We start from the raw sequence: 15,496 nt of genomic DNA on the forward strand, positions 1-15,496 counted from the left end.
GGAGCGGGTTCAGTCGTCGTCGTGCCTGGCACGGCTCGGCTGGACCCGCTTCGGCTCTCCGGGCATCTTCGGGTACTCCGGCGGATAGGGCAGATCGCCGTGCCCATGGTCGCGTTCGTCGCGGTCCGCCTGCTCCAGGACCGCGTCCAGGGAGAAGGCGTACTCGTCCATGTCCCGATGTACGTCACCGAGCCGGGCGAACCGCCCGGGCATCGTGGCGATGTCGAAGTCGCGGGGCACGGCGTCGTCGAGTTCGTCCCAGCTCAGGGGCGCCGAGACAGGGGCGTGCGGACGGGCGCGGACGGAGTAGGCGGAGGCGATGGTGCGGTCGCGGGCGGTCTGGTTGTAGTCGACGAAGATCCGCTCGCCGCGCTCCTCCTTCCACCAGGCGGTCGTCACCGCGTCCGGCATGCGCCGCTCCAGGGCCCGGCCGCAGGTGATCGCGGCTCTGCGCACCTCGGTGAACGTCCAGCGCGGTGTGATCGGCACGAAGACGTGGATGCCGCGCCCGCCGGACGTCTTGGGACAGCCGCGCAGGCCGAACCCGTCGAGCAGGTCCCGCAGTTCATGGGCGGCGCGGACGGCGTCGGCGTAGTCGGTACCTGGCTGCGGATCGAGGTCCAGACGCAGTTCGTCCGGGTGGTCGAGGTCGCCGCGCCGCACCGGCCAGGGGTGGAAGGTGAGCGTGCCGTACTGGGCGGCCCACACCACGGCGGCGACCTCGGTGGGGCACATCTCGTCGGCGGTGCGGCCGCTGGGGAAGGCGATGGTGGCGGTCGGGGTCCAGTCGGGCAGGTTCTTCGGTGCGCGCTTCTGGTAGAAGTGCTCGCCCTCGATGCCTTCGGGGTACCGCTCCAGGGTGGTGGGCCGGTCGCGCAGCGCCCGCAGGATGCCCCCGCCGACGGCGATGAAGTACTCGGCGACGTCCCGCTTGGTGAAGCCGCGCTCGGGAAACAGCACACGGTCGGGGCTGGAGAGCCGCACCTCGCGCTCGCCCGCCGTCAGCTCCACCGCCGCTCCCGCTCCCATGCGGCCACCGTAGACGCGTACGACAAATGCCGCACACCGGGCGGTTCCGGGCGGACGGCCGGAGAATCGGGTCATGGATCTGCCGGTGATGCCGCCCGTGAAGCCCATGCTCGCCAAGTCCGTGGCGCGCATTCCGCCCGGTATGCAGTACGAGGCGAAGTGGGACGGGTTCCGTGCGATCGTCTTCAGGGACGGCCCGGAGGTCGAGCTGGGCAGCCGCAGCGGCAAGACGCTGACCAGGTACTTTCCCGAGCTGGTCGAGGCGCTGCGGGAGCGGCTGCCCGAGCGGTGCGTGGTGGACGGTGAGATCGTGATCGCGCGCGGGGAGCGGCTCGACTTCGACGCCCTGACCGAGCGCATCCATCCGGCCGCCTCCCGGGTGCGGACGCTCGCGGAGCGGACACCGGCGTCGTTCGTCGCCTTCGACCTGCTCGCCCTCTTCGACGAGCCGCTCCTCGACGTTCCCCTCAGCGACCGGCGCCGGCTCCTGACCGGCGCCCTGGAGGGCGTGCGCGCACCCGTGCACCTCGCGCCCGCGACGCTGGACCGGGACGTGGCCGAGCGGTGGTTCGAGGAGTACGAGGGCGCCGGGCTCGACGGAGTGATCGCCAAGCCGCTCGACCTGCGCTACCGGCCGAACGAGCGCCTCATGTACAAGATCAAGCACGAGCGTACGGCCGACTGCGTGGTCGCGGGCTTCCGCTTCCACAAGAGCGGCCCGGTGGTGGGCTCGCTGCTCCTCGGCCTGTACGACGACGGGGGCACGTTGCAGCACGTCGGGGTCTGCGCGGCGTTCTCCATGAAGCGGCGGGCCGAGCTGGTGACGGAGCTGGAGCCACTGCGGATGTCCGACCCGGCCGAGCACCCCTGGGCCGCCTGGACGGACGAGGCGGCCCACGCGGACGCCCAACTGCCCGGGGCGGTGAGCCGCTGGACCGGCAAGAAGGACCTCTCCTGGGTGCCGTTGCGGCCCGAGCGGGTGTGTGAGGTCGCCTACGACCACATGGAGAACGGGGCGCGGTTCCGGCACACGGCACAGTTCCGCCGGTGGCGGCCGGACCGGGTGCCTGGGTCCTGCACGTACGCCCAGCTTGAGGAACCGGTGAGCTACGACTTGGGAGCGGTGTTGGGGTCACCCCCTGGGTAGAACCGCCCACAGGGTCAGCGGCCTGCCCGCAGACGAAATCGAGCCAACGCCCGGCGCGCCGCTTCCGACCCCCCGCCGCTCCCCATAGGCTCCGCCCCCGACACCCGAGTTACCGCTGGTAAGGGGGAGAGCCCGTGGGGCACGCACAAGGCAGTACCCGCAGAGCCTTCGTGGGACGGACGGCAGCGGCAGGCGGCGCGGCGGCGTTGGGCCTTGGGACACTGCCCGCACAAGCGAGGGCCGCAACAGGAGCGCCCAGGAACAAGCAGACGGTCGCCGTGCTCGGCGGCGGCGTCGCCGGGCTGACCGCCGCCCACGAACTGGCGGAACGCGGCTTCGCGGTCACCGTGTACGAGCGCCGCGCCCTGGGCGGCAAGGCCCGCAGCATGGACGTACCCGACAGCGCGAAGGGCACTCGCAAGCCGCTGCCCGCGGAGCACGGCTTCCGGTTCATCCCGGGGATCTACCACAACCTCCCCGACACCATGCGCCGCATTCCGTTCCCGGGGAACGCGAACGGTGTCTGGGACAACCTGGTCAGCCCGCCGGAGATGAGCTTCGCCCGCTCCGGCGGCCGCGAGGACATCCGCCTGCCGATCCCCCAGCACACCGGCGACCCGGCACGCCTGACCAAGGACGACATCGCCCGCGCGCTCACCGCGCTGCTCGACACGGCCACCAGCATCCCCGGCCACGAGGTCGCGTACTTCGTCAACCGCGCCCTGGTCTTCCTCACGAGCTGCGACGAGCGCCGCGACGACGACTGGGAGTCGACCCCCTGGTGGGAGTTCGTGCGCGCCGAGCAGATGTCGAAGGACTACCAGCGCGTCCTCGCCATCGGCATCACCCGCAACATCGTGGCGACCAAGGCCGAGGAGGCCAGCACCCGCACCGTCGGCACGCTCGGCGAGGCGTTCGTCTTCAACGCCCTGGGGCGCGGCGCGGACGGCCCGCCCGACCGGATCCTGAACGCGCCGACCAACGAGGCGTGGATCGACCCGTGGGTGGCGCATCTGAAGGCCATCGGCGTGGAGTTCCGCATCGGCTGGACGGTGCGCGACCTGGTGTACGGCGACGGCAGGATCACCCGTACGGTCGTCGAGAACCCTGCGGGCAGGCGCGAGGACGTCGTCGCCGACCACTACGTACAGGCCATGCCGGTCGAGCACGCCCGCCGTACCTGGAGCAGGGAGCTGAAGGCGGCGGACCCGCAGTTGGCGCGCTGCGACAAGCTCAGGACGGACTGGATGACGGGCATCCAGTTCTATCTGACGGAGCGCCCCGGCACCGTCGATGGCCACTTCAACTGCATCGACTCGCCCTGGTCGCTGACCGGCATCGCCCAGGCGGCGCACTGGAAGGGCCGTGACTTCCCCAAGGACTACGGCGACGGCACCGCCGTGGACTGTCTGTCGGTGGACATCTCCGAGTGGGACAAGCCGGGCATCCTGTACGGCAAGACGGCCAAGCGGTGCACGCGCGACGAGGTGGCGCGCGAGGTGTGGGCACAGTTGAAGGCGTCCCTGAACGACACCGGCAAGGCGGTCCTGAGCGACGCCAAGCTGCACTCGTGGTTCCTCGACCCGGGCGTCGACGGCATCGGCGGCCCGAACCCCACCAACGAGGACGAACTCCTCATCCACCCGGTGGGCACCCTGCACAACCGCCCCTCGGCGGCGACGAGGATCCCGAACCTGTTCCTGGCGGGCGACTACGTGGCCGTCGACATCGACCTGGCGACGATGGAGGGCGCCAACGCCGCGGCCCGCCAGGCGGTCAACGCCCTGCTCGACCGGGTGGGCTCGGACCACGAGCGGTGCGAGGTGACACCCCTGTACCGCGCCCCGGAGATCGAGGGCCTCAGGCGCCACGACCGCCTCAGGTACCGGCTCGGTCTGCCCAATGCCCTCGATCTGGGGTGAGATCTCCCCGGTCGTGGCTGCGTCGCGGCCGGTACGGGGTAAAGCCCCGGCATGACATCGCGAAGACGACAGTGGCGTGCGGCGATGGCGGTGGCGCTGCTCGCCGCCCTGGCCCCGGCCTGCACACTTGAGGAAAGGCCGGGTGCGGGCCGCGACGAGAAGCGGCCCGTGCGCGGCGGAGCCGAGGGCCGCGTGCTCGCCGTGAAGATCGACAATGTGCGTCCCGCACGCCCGCAGACCGGCCTCGACGCGGCGGACGTCGTGTACGCCGAGCAGGTGGAGGCCGGTCTGAGCCGGCTGATGGCGGTGTACGCCACCAGGCTGCCCCCGGTCGTGGGGCCGGTGCGCAGCGCACGGGAGACGGACCTGGAACTCCTCCGCCAGTTCGACCGCCCGGCGCTCGCGTTCTCCGGGGCGCAGAACAAGCTGCTCCCGCTGATCGGCCGGGCACCGCTGCGCGCGCTGCCCGCGGAAGGGCCGGCCGAGAAGGCGTACCACCGGGGCGACGACAGACCGGCCCCGCACAACCTCTATCTGCGGCCCGCGGCGCTCGGGGTGCGACCCGAGCCGAGCGGTCTGAAGAGCACCGGTTTCACGTTCGGCCCGCGCCCGTCCGGCGGTACGCCGCTGACCCGGCACACGGTCACCTTCCCGTCGGCCCGCTTCACCTTCACCTGGGTCGAGTACGAGGGTCGCTGGCACATCTCGATGGACGACGACACGGCCCGCACCCCGGAGGGCAAGGCGTTGTCGGCCGCGACGGTGGTGGTGCAGCGCGTCGACGTCAGGGACTCCCGCTACCACGACAGCTCCGGCAACTCCTCCCCGCTCACCCGCTCGGTGGGCTCGGGCACCGCCAAGGTGCTGCGGGACGGCCGGTCCTACGAGGCGCGCTGGGAGCGCAGGACCGCCGAGGGCGGCACCGAATTCAGCACGCCCGACGGCAAGCCGCTGGCGTTCGCGCGGGGCCCGGTGTGGGTGGTGTTCACGAAGGCCTGACGGTCGCGGCCCGCGGGTCGCGCAGTTGCCCTTGCGGGTCAGCCTCGACCAGCGGGGCGTCGGCGTCGGTGGAGCGGTCGAGGCGCACCCGCTCGCCGACGCCCCGCTGGTCGAGGCGTGCGCTGAACGCTGTCGGCTTCGCGCCGCGGCCGCCCCGGGGTTGGCCCCGCACTCGCCCCTGAGTGGGAGCGGTCGCGCCCTCGGAGTCGCCGCGACGGCCGTCTTGACCGCTTCCGCAGGCAGTGGCAGCGTGAGCCGAGTTCGCGGGAACAGTCAGCAATCGGCAGAAGCAGTCAGTGCACTGATGATCCGCCCTTGTACTCCGCCCCGACGCACTCCGCCCTGATGAACTCCAGCGCTCAGGGAGGCGCAGTCACCCATGACCCGGACGACCGCTCCTGTACCTCCCCGCCCCCGCTCCTGCCCCCCGTACCGCGGCACCCGGTACCGCACCCCCGCCAGGCCCTTGGTCGCGGTACAGGACCCGGAGGCCGTGGAGCTGACCGGTCCCGTGTTCGGCGCCGCCGACATCACCCCGCTCGACCACGATCTGACGCGGCAGCACACCGGGGAGCCGATAGGTGAGCGGATCACGGTCACCGGGCGGGTGCGCGACCGCCGGGGACACCCGGTGCGCGGCCAGTTGGTGGAGCTGTGGCAGGCCAACGCGGCCGGCCGGTACGCGCACCGCCTCGATCAGCACCTGGCGCCGCTCGACCCGAACTTCACGGGCTGCGGCCGCTGTCTGACCGACGACGAGGGCCGGTACGCGTTCACCACCGTCCGTCCCGGCGCCTACCCGTGGCGCAACCACGTCAACGCCTGGCGCCCCGCGCACCTCCACTTCTCCTTCTTCGGCACCGCGTTCACCCAGCGCCTTGTGACGCAGATGTACTTCCCGGGGGACCCCCTCCTCGCCTTGGACCCGGTGCTCCTGTCCGTCACCGACGAGGCGGCGCGGGCCCGGCTCGTGGCCGCGTACGCCCACGATCTGTCGGTGCCGGAGTGGTCGCTCGGCTACCGCTGGGACGTCGTCCTCGACGGCCCCTGCGCCACCCTCTTCGAGGAGGACGGCCGATGACGGCACCGCACGCGCCCACGCCCTCCCAGACGATCGGCCCCTTCCACGGCCACGCGCTGCCCGTCGTCGACGGCGGGGCGATCGCGCCCGTCGCCCATCCGGAGACGATCACCGTGCACGGGTACGTGTACGACGGCGCGGGCGAGCCCGTCCCCGACGCCCTCGTGGAGATCTGGCAGCCCGCCCCGGACGGCTCCCGCACGGGGGCGCCCGGGTCGCTGCGGCGCGATCCCGTCACCGGGCGCGCGGCGGGCCGTGACGGGGTCACGTTCACCGGGTTCGGCCGGGTGGCGACGGATGCGGACGGCCGGTGGGCGGTACGCACGCTGCCGCCGGGCGGCGTCCCGTACCTGTCGGTCGCCCTCTTCGCGCGCGGTCTGCTGCGCCATCTGTACACGCGCGTGTACCTGTGGGAGGAGCCCGGCGACACCCTGCTCGCCTCGCTGGCCGCGGACCGCCGCGCGACGCTGCTCGCCCGTCCGGAACCACCCCGCACGTACCGCTTCGACCTGCGTCTTCAGGGTGCGGGCGAGACGGTGTTCCTGGAGTTCTCGGGGGCGGGGCGTCCATGAGCGGTATGCGGTGGCCGAGACGGTGGCCGAGACCCTGTGCGGAGGTTGAGCCCGTCCGGTGATTGAGCCCGTCCGGCAATTGAGCCCGTCCGGCGATTGAGCCCGTCCGGCGATTGAGCCCGTCCGGCGATTGAGGACGAGGCCGCAGGCCGATCGACGGCCAGGCGTCCCACCCTGTACCAAGCCCCCTGGTGCACCGGGTCACCGCGCCCCGTACACCGGCAGCGGCGCCTCGGCCCTGGCGAGCAGTTCCAGGGCGGTCCCACCCGCTTCGGCGGCGCTCCGACGGCCGCCCTTGTCGAGGCTCGGGCCGGGGCGCCAGCCCTCCATGACGGTGATGCGACCCCCCTCGGTCTCGAAGACGCGGCCGGTGACCCCGGCGGAGGACTCCGAGCCGAGCCAGACGACCAGGGGGGACACGTTCTCCGGTGCCATGGCGTCGAAGGTGCCGGAACCGCCGTCCTGGGGAGGGGCCATGGCGTCGGCGAAGGTCCGCTCGGTCATACGGGTCCGCGCGGCGGGCGCGACGGCGTTCACGCGTACTCCGTAGGCGGCCAGTTCGGCGGACGCCACCAGGGTGAGGCCGAGGATCCCGGCCTTGGCGGCGCTGTAGTTGCCCTGTCCCACGCTGCCGAGGAGGCCCGCGCCCGAACTGGTGTTGACCACGCACGCGTGCGGCGCCCGCCCCTGCTTGGCCTCGGCGCGCCAGTGGACGGCGGCGTGCTTCAGGGGAAGGAAGTGTCCCTTCAGGTGGACGCGTACGACGGCGTCCCAGGCCTCCTCGTCGAGGTTGACCAGCATGCGGTCACGCAGGAAACCCGCGTTGTTGACGAGGGTGTCCAGGCGGCCGTACGTCTCCAGGGCCGCCCGCACGAGGGAGGCTGCGCCGTCGGAGGTGGCGATGTCCCCGCAGTGCGCGACGGCGTCACCGCCCGCCGCGCGGATCTCCTCGACGACATCCTGCGCGGGCCCGCCGGACGCGCCGGAGCCGTCGAGAAGCACTCCGAGGTCGTTGACGACGACGCGCGCCCCCTCGGCGGCGTACGCGCGCGCGTGGGCGCGTCCCAGGCCCCGGCCCGCGCCGGTGACGACCACGACGCGGCCCGCGCAGATCCCGGACCCGACGGCGGCATTCGCCTTCATACGCACACTCCCCTTCGTCGATGGAACGTACGGGTGTCGATGGTTCACGGGTGTCCATGGGTGACGGTCAGTCAGTGGTTCACGGAGGCCGCGTCGAGGAACGCGGGCCGCTCGCCGCCGCCGTGCAGGTGCAGCGCGGCGCCGCTGACGTACCGTGCGGCGTCGGAGGCGAGGAAGACGCAGGCGTCCCCGACGTCGGCCGGGTCGGCGAGGCGGCCGAGCGGCACCGTGCGGCCCACCGCGGCGACGCCCTCCTCGTCGCCGTAGTGCAGAGCGGAACTCTCCGTGCGGGTGAGGCCGAGCACGACGGTGTTCACGCGCACGTGCGGCGCCCACTCGACGGCCATGGTGCGCGCCAGGTTCTCCAGGCCCGCCTTGGCTGCGCCGTAGGCTCCCGAGCCGGGCGAGGGGCGGGTGCCGCTGACGCTGCCGATCATGACGATGACGCCGCCCTCCTGATGGCGCATCACCTCGTAGGCACCGAGGGAGGCGTGGAGCGGAGACAGCAGGTTCAGCTCGACGATCTTCGTCTGACGGGCTACGGGGGTCTCGGCGAGCAGACCGAACGGCGTGCCTCCCGCGTTGTTGACCAGGACGTCGAGCCGCCCGTGGTCGGCCGCCACCCCGGCGAAGAAGTCGGCCGCCGCGGCGGCGTCACGCACGTCCAGGGCGCGGAACTCGGCTGCGGCGCCGCCCGCTTCGACGGGCGCCCCGGGGGGCCTGCGGGCGCAGACGACGACGCGCGCCCCTGCGGCCAGGAAGCGTCGCGCGATGCCCGCGCCGACACCACGGGTGCCGCCGGTGACCACGACCATCTGTCCCTTGTCAGTCATGGCTGCTACCTTCCAGGTAACTAACAAATGTTTGGTTGAGGGCGCTGTTCGAAAGGTAGCGGATCTCCTGATGTCTGTCTCCACCTCGGCTCCGGCCAGGGGCGTGGCCGTCGTCACCGTCGACCACCCTCCGGTCAACGCCCTGCCGGTGCAGGGCTGGTACGACCTCGCGGACGCGGTGCGCACCGCGGGCCGGGACCCCGGCGTCCGCTGCGTGGTGCTCGCGGCGGCGGGCCGCGGTTTCAACGCGGGCGTGGACATCAGGGAGATGCAGCGCGACACCGGCCACGAGACGCTGATCGGCGCCAACCACGGCTGCGCGGCGGCCTTCTCGGCGGTGTACGACTGCGAGGTCCCGGTCGTCGCAGCGGTGCAGGGCTTCTGCCTGGGCGGTGGCGTCGGGCTCGTCGGCAACGCGGACGCGATCGTGGCCGCCGACGACGCCACCTTCGGCCTGCCGGAGCTCGACCGCGGCGCGCTCGGCGCCGCCACACATCTGGCGCGCCTGGTGCCCCAGCACCTGATGCGGGCGTTGTACTACACCTCGCGCACGGCGACCGCCGCCGAACTGCACGCGCACGGCTCGGTGTGGCGGGTGGTGCCCCGCGTGGAGCTGCGCGCGGCGGCCCTCGATCTCGCCCGCGAGATCGCCCGCAAGGACGGCACGCTGCTGCGCCTGGCCAAGGCCGCGATCAACGGCATCGACCCGGTCGACGTGCACCGCAGCTACCGCTTCGAGCAGGGCTTCACCTTCGAGGCCAACCTCAGCGGCCTCGCCGACCGCGTCCGCGCGGACTTCGGCCGGGCGGAGACAGGGGGGACCTTATGAGCGACGGGCACGCCGGATACGGCACGGGCGGCGCGAACGACGGGCGCGGCACGGGCGGTGCGAGCGGGAAAGTCATGACGCTCGACGCGATCGTGGGGCGCCTGGAGAGCGGTATGACGCTCGGCATCGGCGGCTGGGGCTCGCGCCGCAAGCCGATGGCGCTGGTGCGGGCGCTGCTGCGCTCCGACGTCACGGACCTGACGGTCCTGTCCTGCGGTGGCCCGGACGTCGGGCTGCTCGCCGCGGCGGGCCGCGTCCGCAAGCTGGTCACGCCGTTCGTGACGCTCGACTCGATCCCGCTGGAGCCGCACTTCCGTGCGGCCCGCGAGCGCGGCGCCCTCGAACTGGTGGAGCTGGACGAGGCGATGTTCCTCCAGGGCCTGACGGCGGGTGCCCAGCGGCTCCCGTTCCTGCCGGTCAGGGCGGGCCTCGGCTCGGACGTGCTGCGCGTCAACCCGACGCTGCGCACGGTGACGTCGCCGTACGCGGACGGGGAGGAGCTCGTGGCGGTCCCGGCACTGCGCATGGACGCCGCCCTCGTGCACCTGAACCGCGCGGACGCCCGCGGCAACGGCCAGTATCTGGGCCCCGATCCGTACTTCGACGACCTGTTCTGCGAGGCGGCGGACACGGCGTACGTGACGTGCGAGCGGATCGTGCCCACCGCCGAGCTGACACGGCACGCGGCGCCGCAGACGCTGCTCGTCTCCCGGCACGCGGTGACGGGCGTCGCCGAGAGCCCCGAGGGCGCCCACTTCACCTCGTGCGCCCCCGACCACGGCCGTGACGAGGCCTTCCAGAGGGAGTACGCCACGGCGGCCCGCACCCCGGAGACCTGGCGAGCCTTCACGTCCCGCTTCCTGTCGGGGACGGGCGAGGAGGACTACCGGGCGGCCGTGCGGTCCTGGCACAAGGAGCAACGATGACACCGACACCGACGACAGTGACAACAGTGACGCGAGCCGAGTACTGCGTGGTGGCGTGTGCCGAGGCGTGGCGGGGCGACGGTGAGGTGCTCGCCGCCCCCATGGGCACGGTGCCCACGATCGCGGCGCGCCTGGCGAAGCTCACGTTCGCGCCCGAGCTGCTCCTGACCGACGGCGAGGCCCTGCTGATCGGCGATGTGCCGGCGGTCGGGGCGCGGTCGGCGGTGACGGAGGGCTGGCTGCCGTACCGCCGCCATCTGACGATGGTGATGGGTGGCCGCCGCCACGTGATGATGGGCGCGAGCCAGATAGACCGCTTCGGCAACCAGAACATCAGTTGTGTCGGCGACTGGCGGCAGCCCACGCGCCAGCTCCTCGGGGCCCGTGGCGCGCCCGCCAACACCCTCAACAACCCGGTGAGTTACTGGATCCCGCGGCATTCGCCGCGGGTGTTCGTCGAGCGGGTCGACATGATCTGCGGGGTCGGGTACGACAGTGCCGCCGCGGCGGGCCCGTCCGCGACGCGCTTCCACGAGCTGCGCCGGGTGGTGTCCGACCTCGGCGTCTTCGACTTCGCCACGCGGGACCGCGCGATGCGTGTGGTGAGCCTCCACCCGGGGGTGACTGCGGATGAGGTCCGCGCGGCGACGGGCTTCCCCCTGAGCCCCCCGGAGGGCCCGCCCCCGGACGGCACCACCCGTGAGCCGACCGCCGAGGAACTCCACCTGATACGTGCCGTCCTGGACCCCGCGGGGTTGCGCGAGCGCGAGGTGCCCGCGCCGTGACCGTGCCGCCCGGACCGCAGACGGCGCTGACCCGGCTCGTCGGGGTGCGGCACCCCCTCGTGCAGACCGGTATGGGCTGGGTGGCGGGTCCGCGTCTGGTGTCGGCGGTGGCGAACGCCGGGGCGCTCGGCATCCTCGCCTCCGCCACGATGACGCCCGAGCGGCTGCGTGCGGCGGTGCGGGAGGTCAGGTCCCGTACCGAGGCGCCGTTCGGGGTGAATCTGCGGGCCGACGCGGGGGACGCCCGCGAACGGGTGCGGATCATGATCGACGAGGGGGTGCGGGTGGCGTCCTTCGCCCTGGCGCCGTCGAAGGACCTGATGGCGGAGCTCAAGGACGCCGGTGTCCTGGTGTTCCCGTCCGTGGGGGCACGGCGGCATGCGGAGAAGGTGGCGGCGTGGGGCGCGGACGCGGTGGTGGTGCAGGGGGGTGAGGGCGGTGGCCACACCGGCGATGTCGCCACCACGGTGCTCCTGCCCCAGGTCGTGGACGCCGTGGACATCCCCGTGGTCGCGGCGGGCGGCTTCTGTGACGGCCGGGGCCTGGTCGCCGCGCTGGCGTACGGCGCGGCGGGCGTGGCCATGGGTACACGGTTCCTCCTCACCGCGGAGTCCACGGTGCCGGACGCGGTGAAGGCCCGCTATCTGGCGGCGACGGTCAAGGACATCACGGTCACCACGCGCGTGGACGGCCTCCCCCACCGCATGCTGCGCACGGATCTCGTGACTGACCTGGAACGGTCGGGCCCCCTCCGCTCCCTGCTCCGCGCCGCCCGCCACGCCTCCGCGTTCCGCCGCACCTCCGGCACGAGCTGGCCCGGCCTGATCCGCGACGGCCTGGCCATGCGCCACGACAAACACCTCACCTGGAGCCAACTCCTGCTGGCCGCCAACACCCCCATGATGCTCAAGTCCGCCCTGGTGGACGGCGACCCGGACCGAGGCCTGATGGCATCGGGCCAGGTAGCAGCCCTGATAGCCGACCTACCGACATGCGCGGAGCTGATCACCAGAACGATAAGGGAAGCGACGCAAACCCATGAGTCCCTGCACAAGGGCCCCTTCACCCCCTGAGGACACGCGGACGCGACGGACGCGACTGTGTCACCCGGCGCGGCGCATTTCAGCCCGTCCGGCACCCGACAACAAGCCCGCAGACCGAATCAATCAGCCCGTCCGGCACCCGACAACGAGTCCGCAGACCGCACCACCCAGCCCGTCCGGCGCTTGAGGACGAGGCCACAGGCCGATGACCACGAGCCGACCGGCACCGGACAACGAGTCCGCAGACCGAATCAATCAGCCCGTCCGGCGCTTGAGGACGAGGCCGCAGGCCGATGACCACCAGCCGACCGGCACCGGACAACAAGCCCGCAGACCGCACCACCCAGCCCGTCCGGCGCTTGAGGACGAGGCCGCAGGCCGACCGACGGCAAGGCAGGGCAGGGGGGCACCCCCTAGACGCCGGCCAACCCCCGCTCAGCCCGGGCGGCCAGCCCATCCGCCCCGCACGCCCGCGCCAGCGCAAGCCCCCGCTGCACAGCGTCCACGTCGCCCGCGGCGATCCCGTACTCGACCCGCGCGACAGCGTGCTCGTACGCACACGGCGAGGCCTCCAGATACGTCACGGCCTTGGCGTAGAGGGCCACGGCGCGCGTACCAGACGCGAGCCCCGCCGCGCAGCGCACCGCCTCCCCGATCGCCGTGTCCGTGCCGAACCGCTCGGCCTGCACGCGGGCGTCCCTGACGAGGTCGGCGGCGCGCCGCGGGTCCTCGTGGGCGAGCGCGCGGGCGAGGTCGTAGGCCCACGGTGCGAGCACGGTGTTGTACTGCCCGCGGGCCGTCAACGCCTTGGCCGTGGCCTCCAGTTCGTTGCGGCCCTCTTCCGTGTGGCCGAGCGCGAGCAGCAGTCTGCCGCGTACGGACATCGCGTCGGGCACGTAGATCGTGGACGCGGACGCCGGGGCGAAGCCGTACTGGTCGGCGACGGACTTGGCCTCCTCGGCGTGCCCGCGGGCGAGCAGCGTGTCGATGAGCATGCTGGCGGCCTCCCAGTGCATCGGGAGTCCGCCCTGCCCCACGCGCTCGGCGAGCCGCAGACTCTCGCGCAGCGACTTCTCGGCGTCCCTGAGCCGCCCGCGCCTGCGGTACACATAGCCGAGGAAGGCGTGCGCCAGCGCGAGGTGCCCGCCGCTCCAGCCCGCCGTCTCGTACGCCTTCACCCCTTCGGTGAACAGGCTCTCCGCCCGGTCGAGGCGGTCCGCGAAGGCGTAGGAGCTGCCGAGCATCAGGCGCAGCTCGAAGCTCCACTCGGCGTCGGTCCAGCCGAGGCCGGGCGCGAGCCGGCCGTTGACGAGGGCGCGGTCGCACAGCTCGACGACCTCTTCGGCGTTCTCCCCGCGGGTCATGGCGTCGAAGGCGCGCAGGATGAGCAGCGCGCGCTCGGCGTTGTCGCGGCCGGTCAGCGGTCCGGCGAGCGCGGCGAGGCGGCGGGAGCGGCCCGGTGAGTCCTCCTCGCCCGCGTGGATGCCCTCCCACATGAAGTGGACGGCCCGGAGCCGCAGCCGGTGGGTGCCGTCGGGGAGCCTCGCGGCTTCCTCGTCGATGACGCGCAGGCCCTCACCCAGCTCGTCGTTGTGCACGAGCGCCTGCGAGAGGCGGCACACGGCGTCGACGCGCAGCTCCTGGCTGAGCCCGGTCATCGACAGCGCTTCGCGCAGATGCCCGATGGTGGTGACGGGCGAGGTGAGCAGGGTGGCGCAGCCCAGTTCGTAGAGCACCCGGGCGTGCACGCCGGGCCGGGGCGGTTCACGCAGGGCACGTTCGAGACAGCGGCGGGCCGCGTCGGGCGCGCCGACCGCGAGGTGTTCGGCGGCGGCCTGACGCAACTGCGCGACGAGTTCGGGATCGTCGTCGGGGATGACTTCGAGGAGGTGGGGCGAGGCCGCGGCGGCACCGCGCCCCGACCGGGTGACGGCCCAGGCGGCCCGGCCGTGGAAGGCGGTGCGGGTGGCGGACGGCATGGAGCGGTACACCTCGGAGGCGATCAGCGGGTGCACGAACTCCAGACCCATCTCGCCACTGGTCACGATGCGGGCGGCGGCCAGCCGCTCCGCGCACCGTTCGGCGTCGGCGAGCGGCATGGGGATGAGGGACGCGGCGAGCTCCACGGAGATCGCGGAGCCGAGGATGGCGGCGGCCCAGGCGAACTGGGTGACGTCAGTGCCGAGTTCCTGGATGCGGTCGACGAGGCCGCGGCCGCGTGCCGAGCGGTTGAGGTCGCGCAGCTCGGCGGCGGAGCTCTCCACCGGTTCGATCTCGCTGTCCTGGACCTTGGCGAGCAGTTCCACGGACTCGTACGGATTGCCGCCGGTGACCGCCCAGACCTCACGGCAGAACGGGGCGTCCGCGTGCTCGCCGAGTGTGGCGCGGGTCAGACCCGCCGCGGCGTCCGGGGTGAGGGCGCGCAGCACGGTCGTGGGGCGGGCGGCGGAGCGTATCCCTGCGAGGTGGACGGCGCTGTCGCCGTTCGCCTCGCCGGGCCGGTGGCCGACCACCACGAGGACGGGCAGGTCGTCGAGCCGTTCGACGAACGCGGCGAGCCACCGCAGGGTCTCCTGGTCGGCCCAGTGCGCGTCGTCGACGATCAGGACGAGGGGCCAGTGCACCCCGGCGAGGCGGGTGACCACGTCGACGAGGCCGTCGCACACCGCCTGCGGGTCGGGGCGGCCGCTGCCCGGCTCGGTGATGCCGAGTGCGGGGCCCGCGATGTCGTACCAGTCGCCGAGGTATTCGCGGGTCTCCTCGGGTGTGAGCGAGATCAGGGCGGGCTGCAGCAGGTGTCTTACGACGTTGAACGGGACCTCTTTCAGGGTCTCGCCGCCGCGTGCCACCCAGACCGTGGCCGCCCGGTCCTGCGCGATACGGCGGGCCTCGGCGAGCAGTGCCGTCTTGCCGATGCCGGCCTCGCCGCTGAACACCAGCAGACCGCCGCGGTTCGTCCTGCCCGAGCACAGGTCGGTCACCGCGCCCTCGATCGCGGCGAGTTCCGTCTCGCGCTCCCACAGCGGGGCCCAGGCGCCACCTCCGGGCCGTCCCTGCGTCATCGCGCTACCTCCCCGGGTCGCTCAATCGACGTACAGAACTTGAGACTAGCCGGGCCGGGGTCTTCGCGGTGCGCGGTCCGCGTAGCTGCTCCCACAAGGAGTGACGGGATGTCATATGCCATGGA

Annotated in this window: 14 protein-coding genes; 9 read left to right on the forward strand and 5 right to left on the reverse strand. The window is 72.8% G+C overall.

Annotation, left to right across the window (positions count from 1 at the left end):
• Positions 1–9: 9 nt before the first annotated feature.
• Positions 10–1,029, reverse strand: coding sequence for a non-homologous end-joining DNA ligase (ligD, locus tag IG78_RS0108490; protein ID WP_030560781.1), 1,020 nt, complete (start codon positions 1,027–1,029; stop codon positions 10–12).
• 73 nt (positions 1,030–1,102) lie between these two features.
• Between ligD and IG78_RS0108495 the strand changes: the two genes are divergently transcribed.
• The 3 genes from IG78_RS0108495 (at position 1,103) to IG78_RS0108505 (ending at position 5,097) form a co-directional block, all read left to right on the forward strand.
• Complete coding sequence (locus tag IG78_RS0108495) at positions 1,103–2,176, forward strand: ATP-dependent DNA ligase (protein ID WP_030560782.1); 1,074 nt, start codon at positions 1,103–1,105, stop codon at positions 2,174–2,176.
• 134 nt (positions 2,177–2,310) lie between these two features.
• Positions 2,311–4,098, forward strand: a complete 1,788-nt coding sequence (locus tag IG78_RS0108500; protein WP_030560783.1) for a hydroxysqualene dehydroxylase — start codon at positions 2,311–2,313, stop codon at positions 4,096–4,098.
• A gap of 51 nt (positions 4,099–4,149) precedes the next feature.
• A complete protein-coding gene (locus IG78_RS0108505) occupies positions 4,150–5,097 on the forward strand; it encodes a DUF3048 domain-containing protein (RefSeq protein ID WP_030560784.1) in 948 nt (315 codons plus the stop codon).
• On the opposite strand, the gene IG78_RS0108510 is transcribed toward IG78_RS0108505, so the two are convergent.
• Positions 5,084–5,269: a hypothetical protein gene (locus IG78_RS0108510; protein ID WP_030560785.1), complete on the reverse strand. Its 186-nt coding sequence runs from the start codon at positions 5,267–5,269 to the stop codon at positions 5,084–5,086. The genes IG78_RS0108505 and IG78_RS0108510 overlap by 14 nt on opposite strands.
• A 207-nt stretch (positions 5,270–5,476) precedes the next feature.
• On the opposite strand from IG78_RS0108510, the gene pcaH reads away from it, so the two are divergent.
• Both pcaH and pcaG read left to right on the forward strand, forming a co-directional pair.
• Positions 5,477–6,178, forward strand: a complete 702-nt coding sequence (gene pcaH, locus IG78_RS0108515; RefSeq protein ID WP_051852442.1) for a protocatechuate 3,4-dioxygenase subunit beta — start codon at positions 5,477–5,479, stop codon at positions 6,176–6,178.
• Entirely contained in the window at positions 6,175–6,750 is a 576-nt protein-coding gene (gene pcaG / locus IG78_RS0108520; RefSeq protein ID WP_037684837.1) for a protocatechuate 3,4-dioxygenase subunit alpha, read from the forward strand. The genes pcaH and pcaG overlap by 4 nt, the downstream gene beginning before the upstream one ends.
• Before the next feature lie 201 nt (positions 6,751–6,951).
• Here the strand turns inward: pcaG and IG78_RS0108525 are convergent, their stop codons facing one another.
• Together IG78_RS0108525 and IG78_RS0108530 are read right to left on the reverse strand one after the other, a co-directional pair.
• A complete protein-coding gene (locus IG78_RS0108525) occupies positions 6,952–7,893 on the reverse strand; it encodes an SDR family oxidoreductase (RefSeq protein WP_030560788.1) in 942 nt (313 codons plus the stop codon).
• A gap of 71 nt (positions 7,894–7,964) precedes the next feature.
• Positions 7,965–8,726, reverse strand: a complete 762-nt coding sequence (locus tag IG78_RS0108530; RefSeq protein ID WP_030560789.1) for an SDR family oxidoreductase — start codon at positions 8,724–8,726, stop codon at positions 7,965–7,967.
• Positions 8,727–8,796: 70 nt separating this feature from the next.
• On the opposite strand from IG78_RS0108530, the gene IG78_RS0108535 reads away from it, so the two are divergent.
• The 4 genes from IG78_RS0108535 to IG78_RS0108550 all read left to right on the forward strand — a co-directional run bounded on the left by IG78_RS0108535 (position 8,797) and on the right by IG78_RS0108550 (position 12,339).
• Complete coding sequence (locus IG78_RS0108535; RefSeq protein WP_030560790.1) at positions 8,797–9,555, forward strand: enoyl-CoA hydratase family protein; 759 nt, start codon at positions 8,797–8,799, stop codon at positions 9,553–9,555.
• A gap of 74 nt (positions 9,556–9,629) precedes the next feature.
• Positions 9,630–10,481: a CoA transferase subunit A gene (locus IG78_RS0108540; protein ID WP_225881935.1), complete on the forward strand. Its 852-nt coding sequence runs from the start codon at positions 9,630–9,632 to the stop codon at positions 10,479–10,481.
• Complete coding sequence (locus tag IG78_RS0108545; RefSeq protein ID WP_030560792.1) at positions 10,478–11,266, forward strand: CoA-transferase subunit beta; 789 nt, start codon at positions 10,478–10,480, stop codon at positions 11,264–11,266. Before IG78_RS0108540 ends, IG78_RS0108545 begins: the two co-directional genes overlap by 4 nt.
• 71 nt (positions 11,267–11,337) lie before the next feature.
• Entirely contained in the window at positions 11,338–12,339 is a 1,002-nt protein-coding gene (locus IG78_RS0108550; protein ID WP_051852464.1) for an NAD(P)H-dependent flavin oxidoreductase, read from the forward strand.
• 383 nt (positions 12,340–12,722) lie between these two features.
• Here the strand turns inward: IG78_RS0108550 and IG78_RS0108555 are convergent, their stop codons facing one another.
• Entirely contained in the window at positions 12,723–15,371 is a 2,649-nt protein-coding gene (locus tag IG78_RS0108555; RefSeq protein WP_030560794.1) for an ATP-binding protein, read from the reverse strand.
• Positions 15,372–15,496 lie beyond the last annotated feature (125 nt).

It is taken from the genome of Streptomyces aureocirculatus, from assembly GCF_000720475.1.
In the GTDB taxonomy this organism is placed as follows: domain Bacteria; phylum Actinomycetota; class Actinomycetes; order Streptomycetales; family Streptomycetaceae; genus Streptomyces; species Streptomyces aureocirculatus.

Excerpts from the sequence above, each read along its gene's own strand:
- IG78_RS0108530 (WP_030560789.1), bottom strand. The coding sequence starts at position 8,726 with ATGACTGACAAGGGACAGATGGTCGTGGTCACCGGCGGCACCCGTGGT.
- IG78_RS0108525 (WP_030560788.1), bottom strand. The coding sequence starts at position 7,893 with ATGAAGGCGAATGCCGCCGTCGGGTCCGGGATCTGCGCGGGCCGCGTC.
- IG78_RS0108535 (WP_030560790.1), top strand. The coding sequence starts at position 8,797 with ATGTCTGTCTCCACCTCGGCTCCGGCCAGGGGCGTGGCCGTCGTCACC.
- IG78_RS0108555 (WP_030560794.1), bottom strand. The coding sequence starts at position 15,371 with ATGACGCAGGGACGGCCCGGAGGTGGCGCCTGGGCCCCGCTGTGGGAG.
- pcaH (WP_051852442.1), top strand. The coding sequence starts at position 5,477 with ATGACCCGGACGACCGCTCCTGTACCTCCCCGCCCCCGCTCCTGCCCC.
- IG78_RS0108550 (WP_051852464.1), top strand. The coding sequence starts at position 11,338 with ATGGGCTGGGTGGCGGGTCCGCGTCTGGTGTCGGCGGTGGCGAACGCC.
- IG78_RS0108540 (WP_225881935.1), top strand. The coding sequence starts at position 9,630 with ATGACGCTCGACGCGATCGTGGGGCGCCTGGAGAGCGGTATGACGCTC.
- ligD (WP_030560781.1), bottom strand. The coding sequence starts at position 1,029 with ATGGGAGCGGGAGCGGCGGTGGAGCTGACGGCGGGCGAGCGCGAGGTG.
- pcaG (WP_037684837.1), top strand. The coding sequence starts at position 6,175 with ATGACGGCACCGCACGCGCCCACGCCCTCCCAGACGATCGGCCCCTTC.
- IG78_RS0108495 (WP_030560782.1), top strand. The coding sequence starts at position 1,103 with ATGGATCTGCCGGTGATGCCGCCCGTGAAGCCCATGCTCGCCAAGTCC.
- IG78_RS0108505 (WP_030560784.1), top strand. The coding sequence starts at position 4,150 with ATGACATCGCGAAGACGACAGTGGCGTGCGGCGATGGCGGTGGCGCTG.
- IG78_RS0108545 (WP_030560792.1), top strand. The coding sequence starts at position 10,478 with ATGACACCGACACCGACGACAGTGACAACAGTGACGCGAGCCGAGTAC.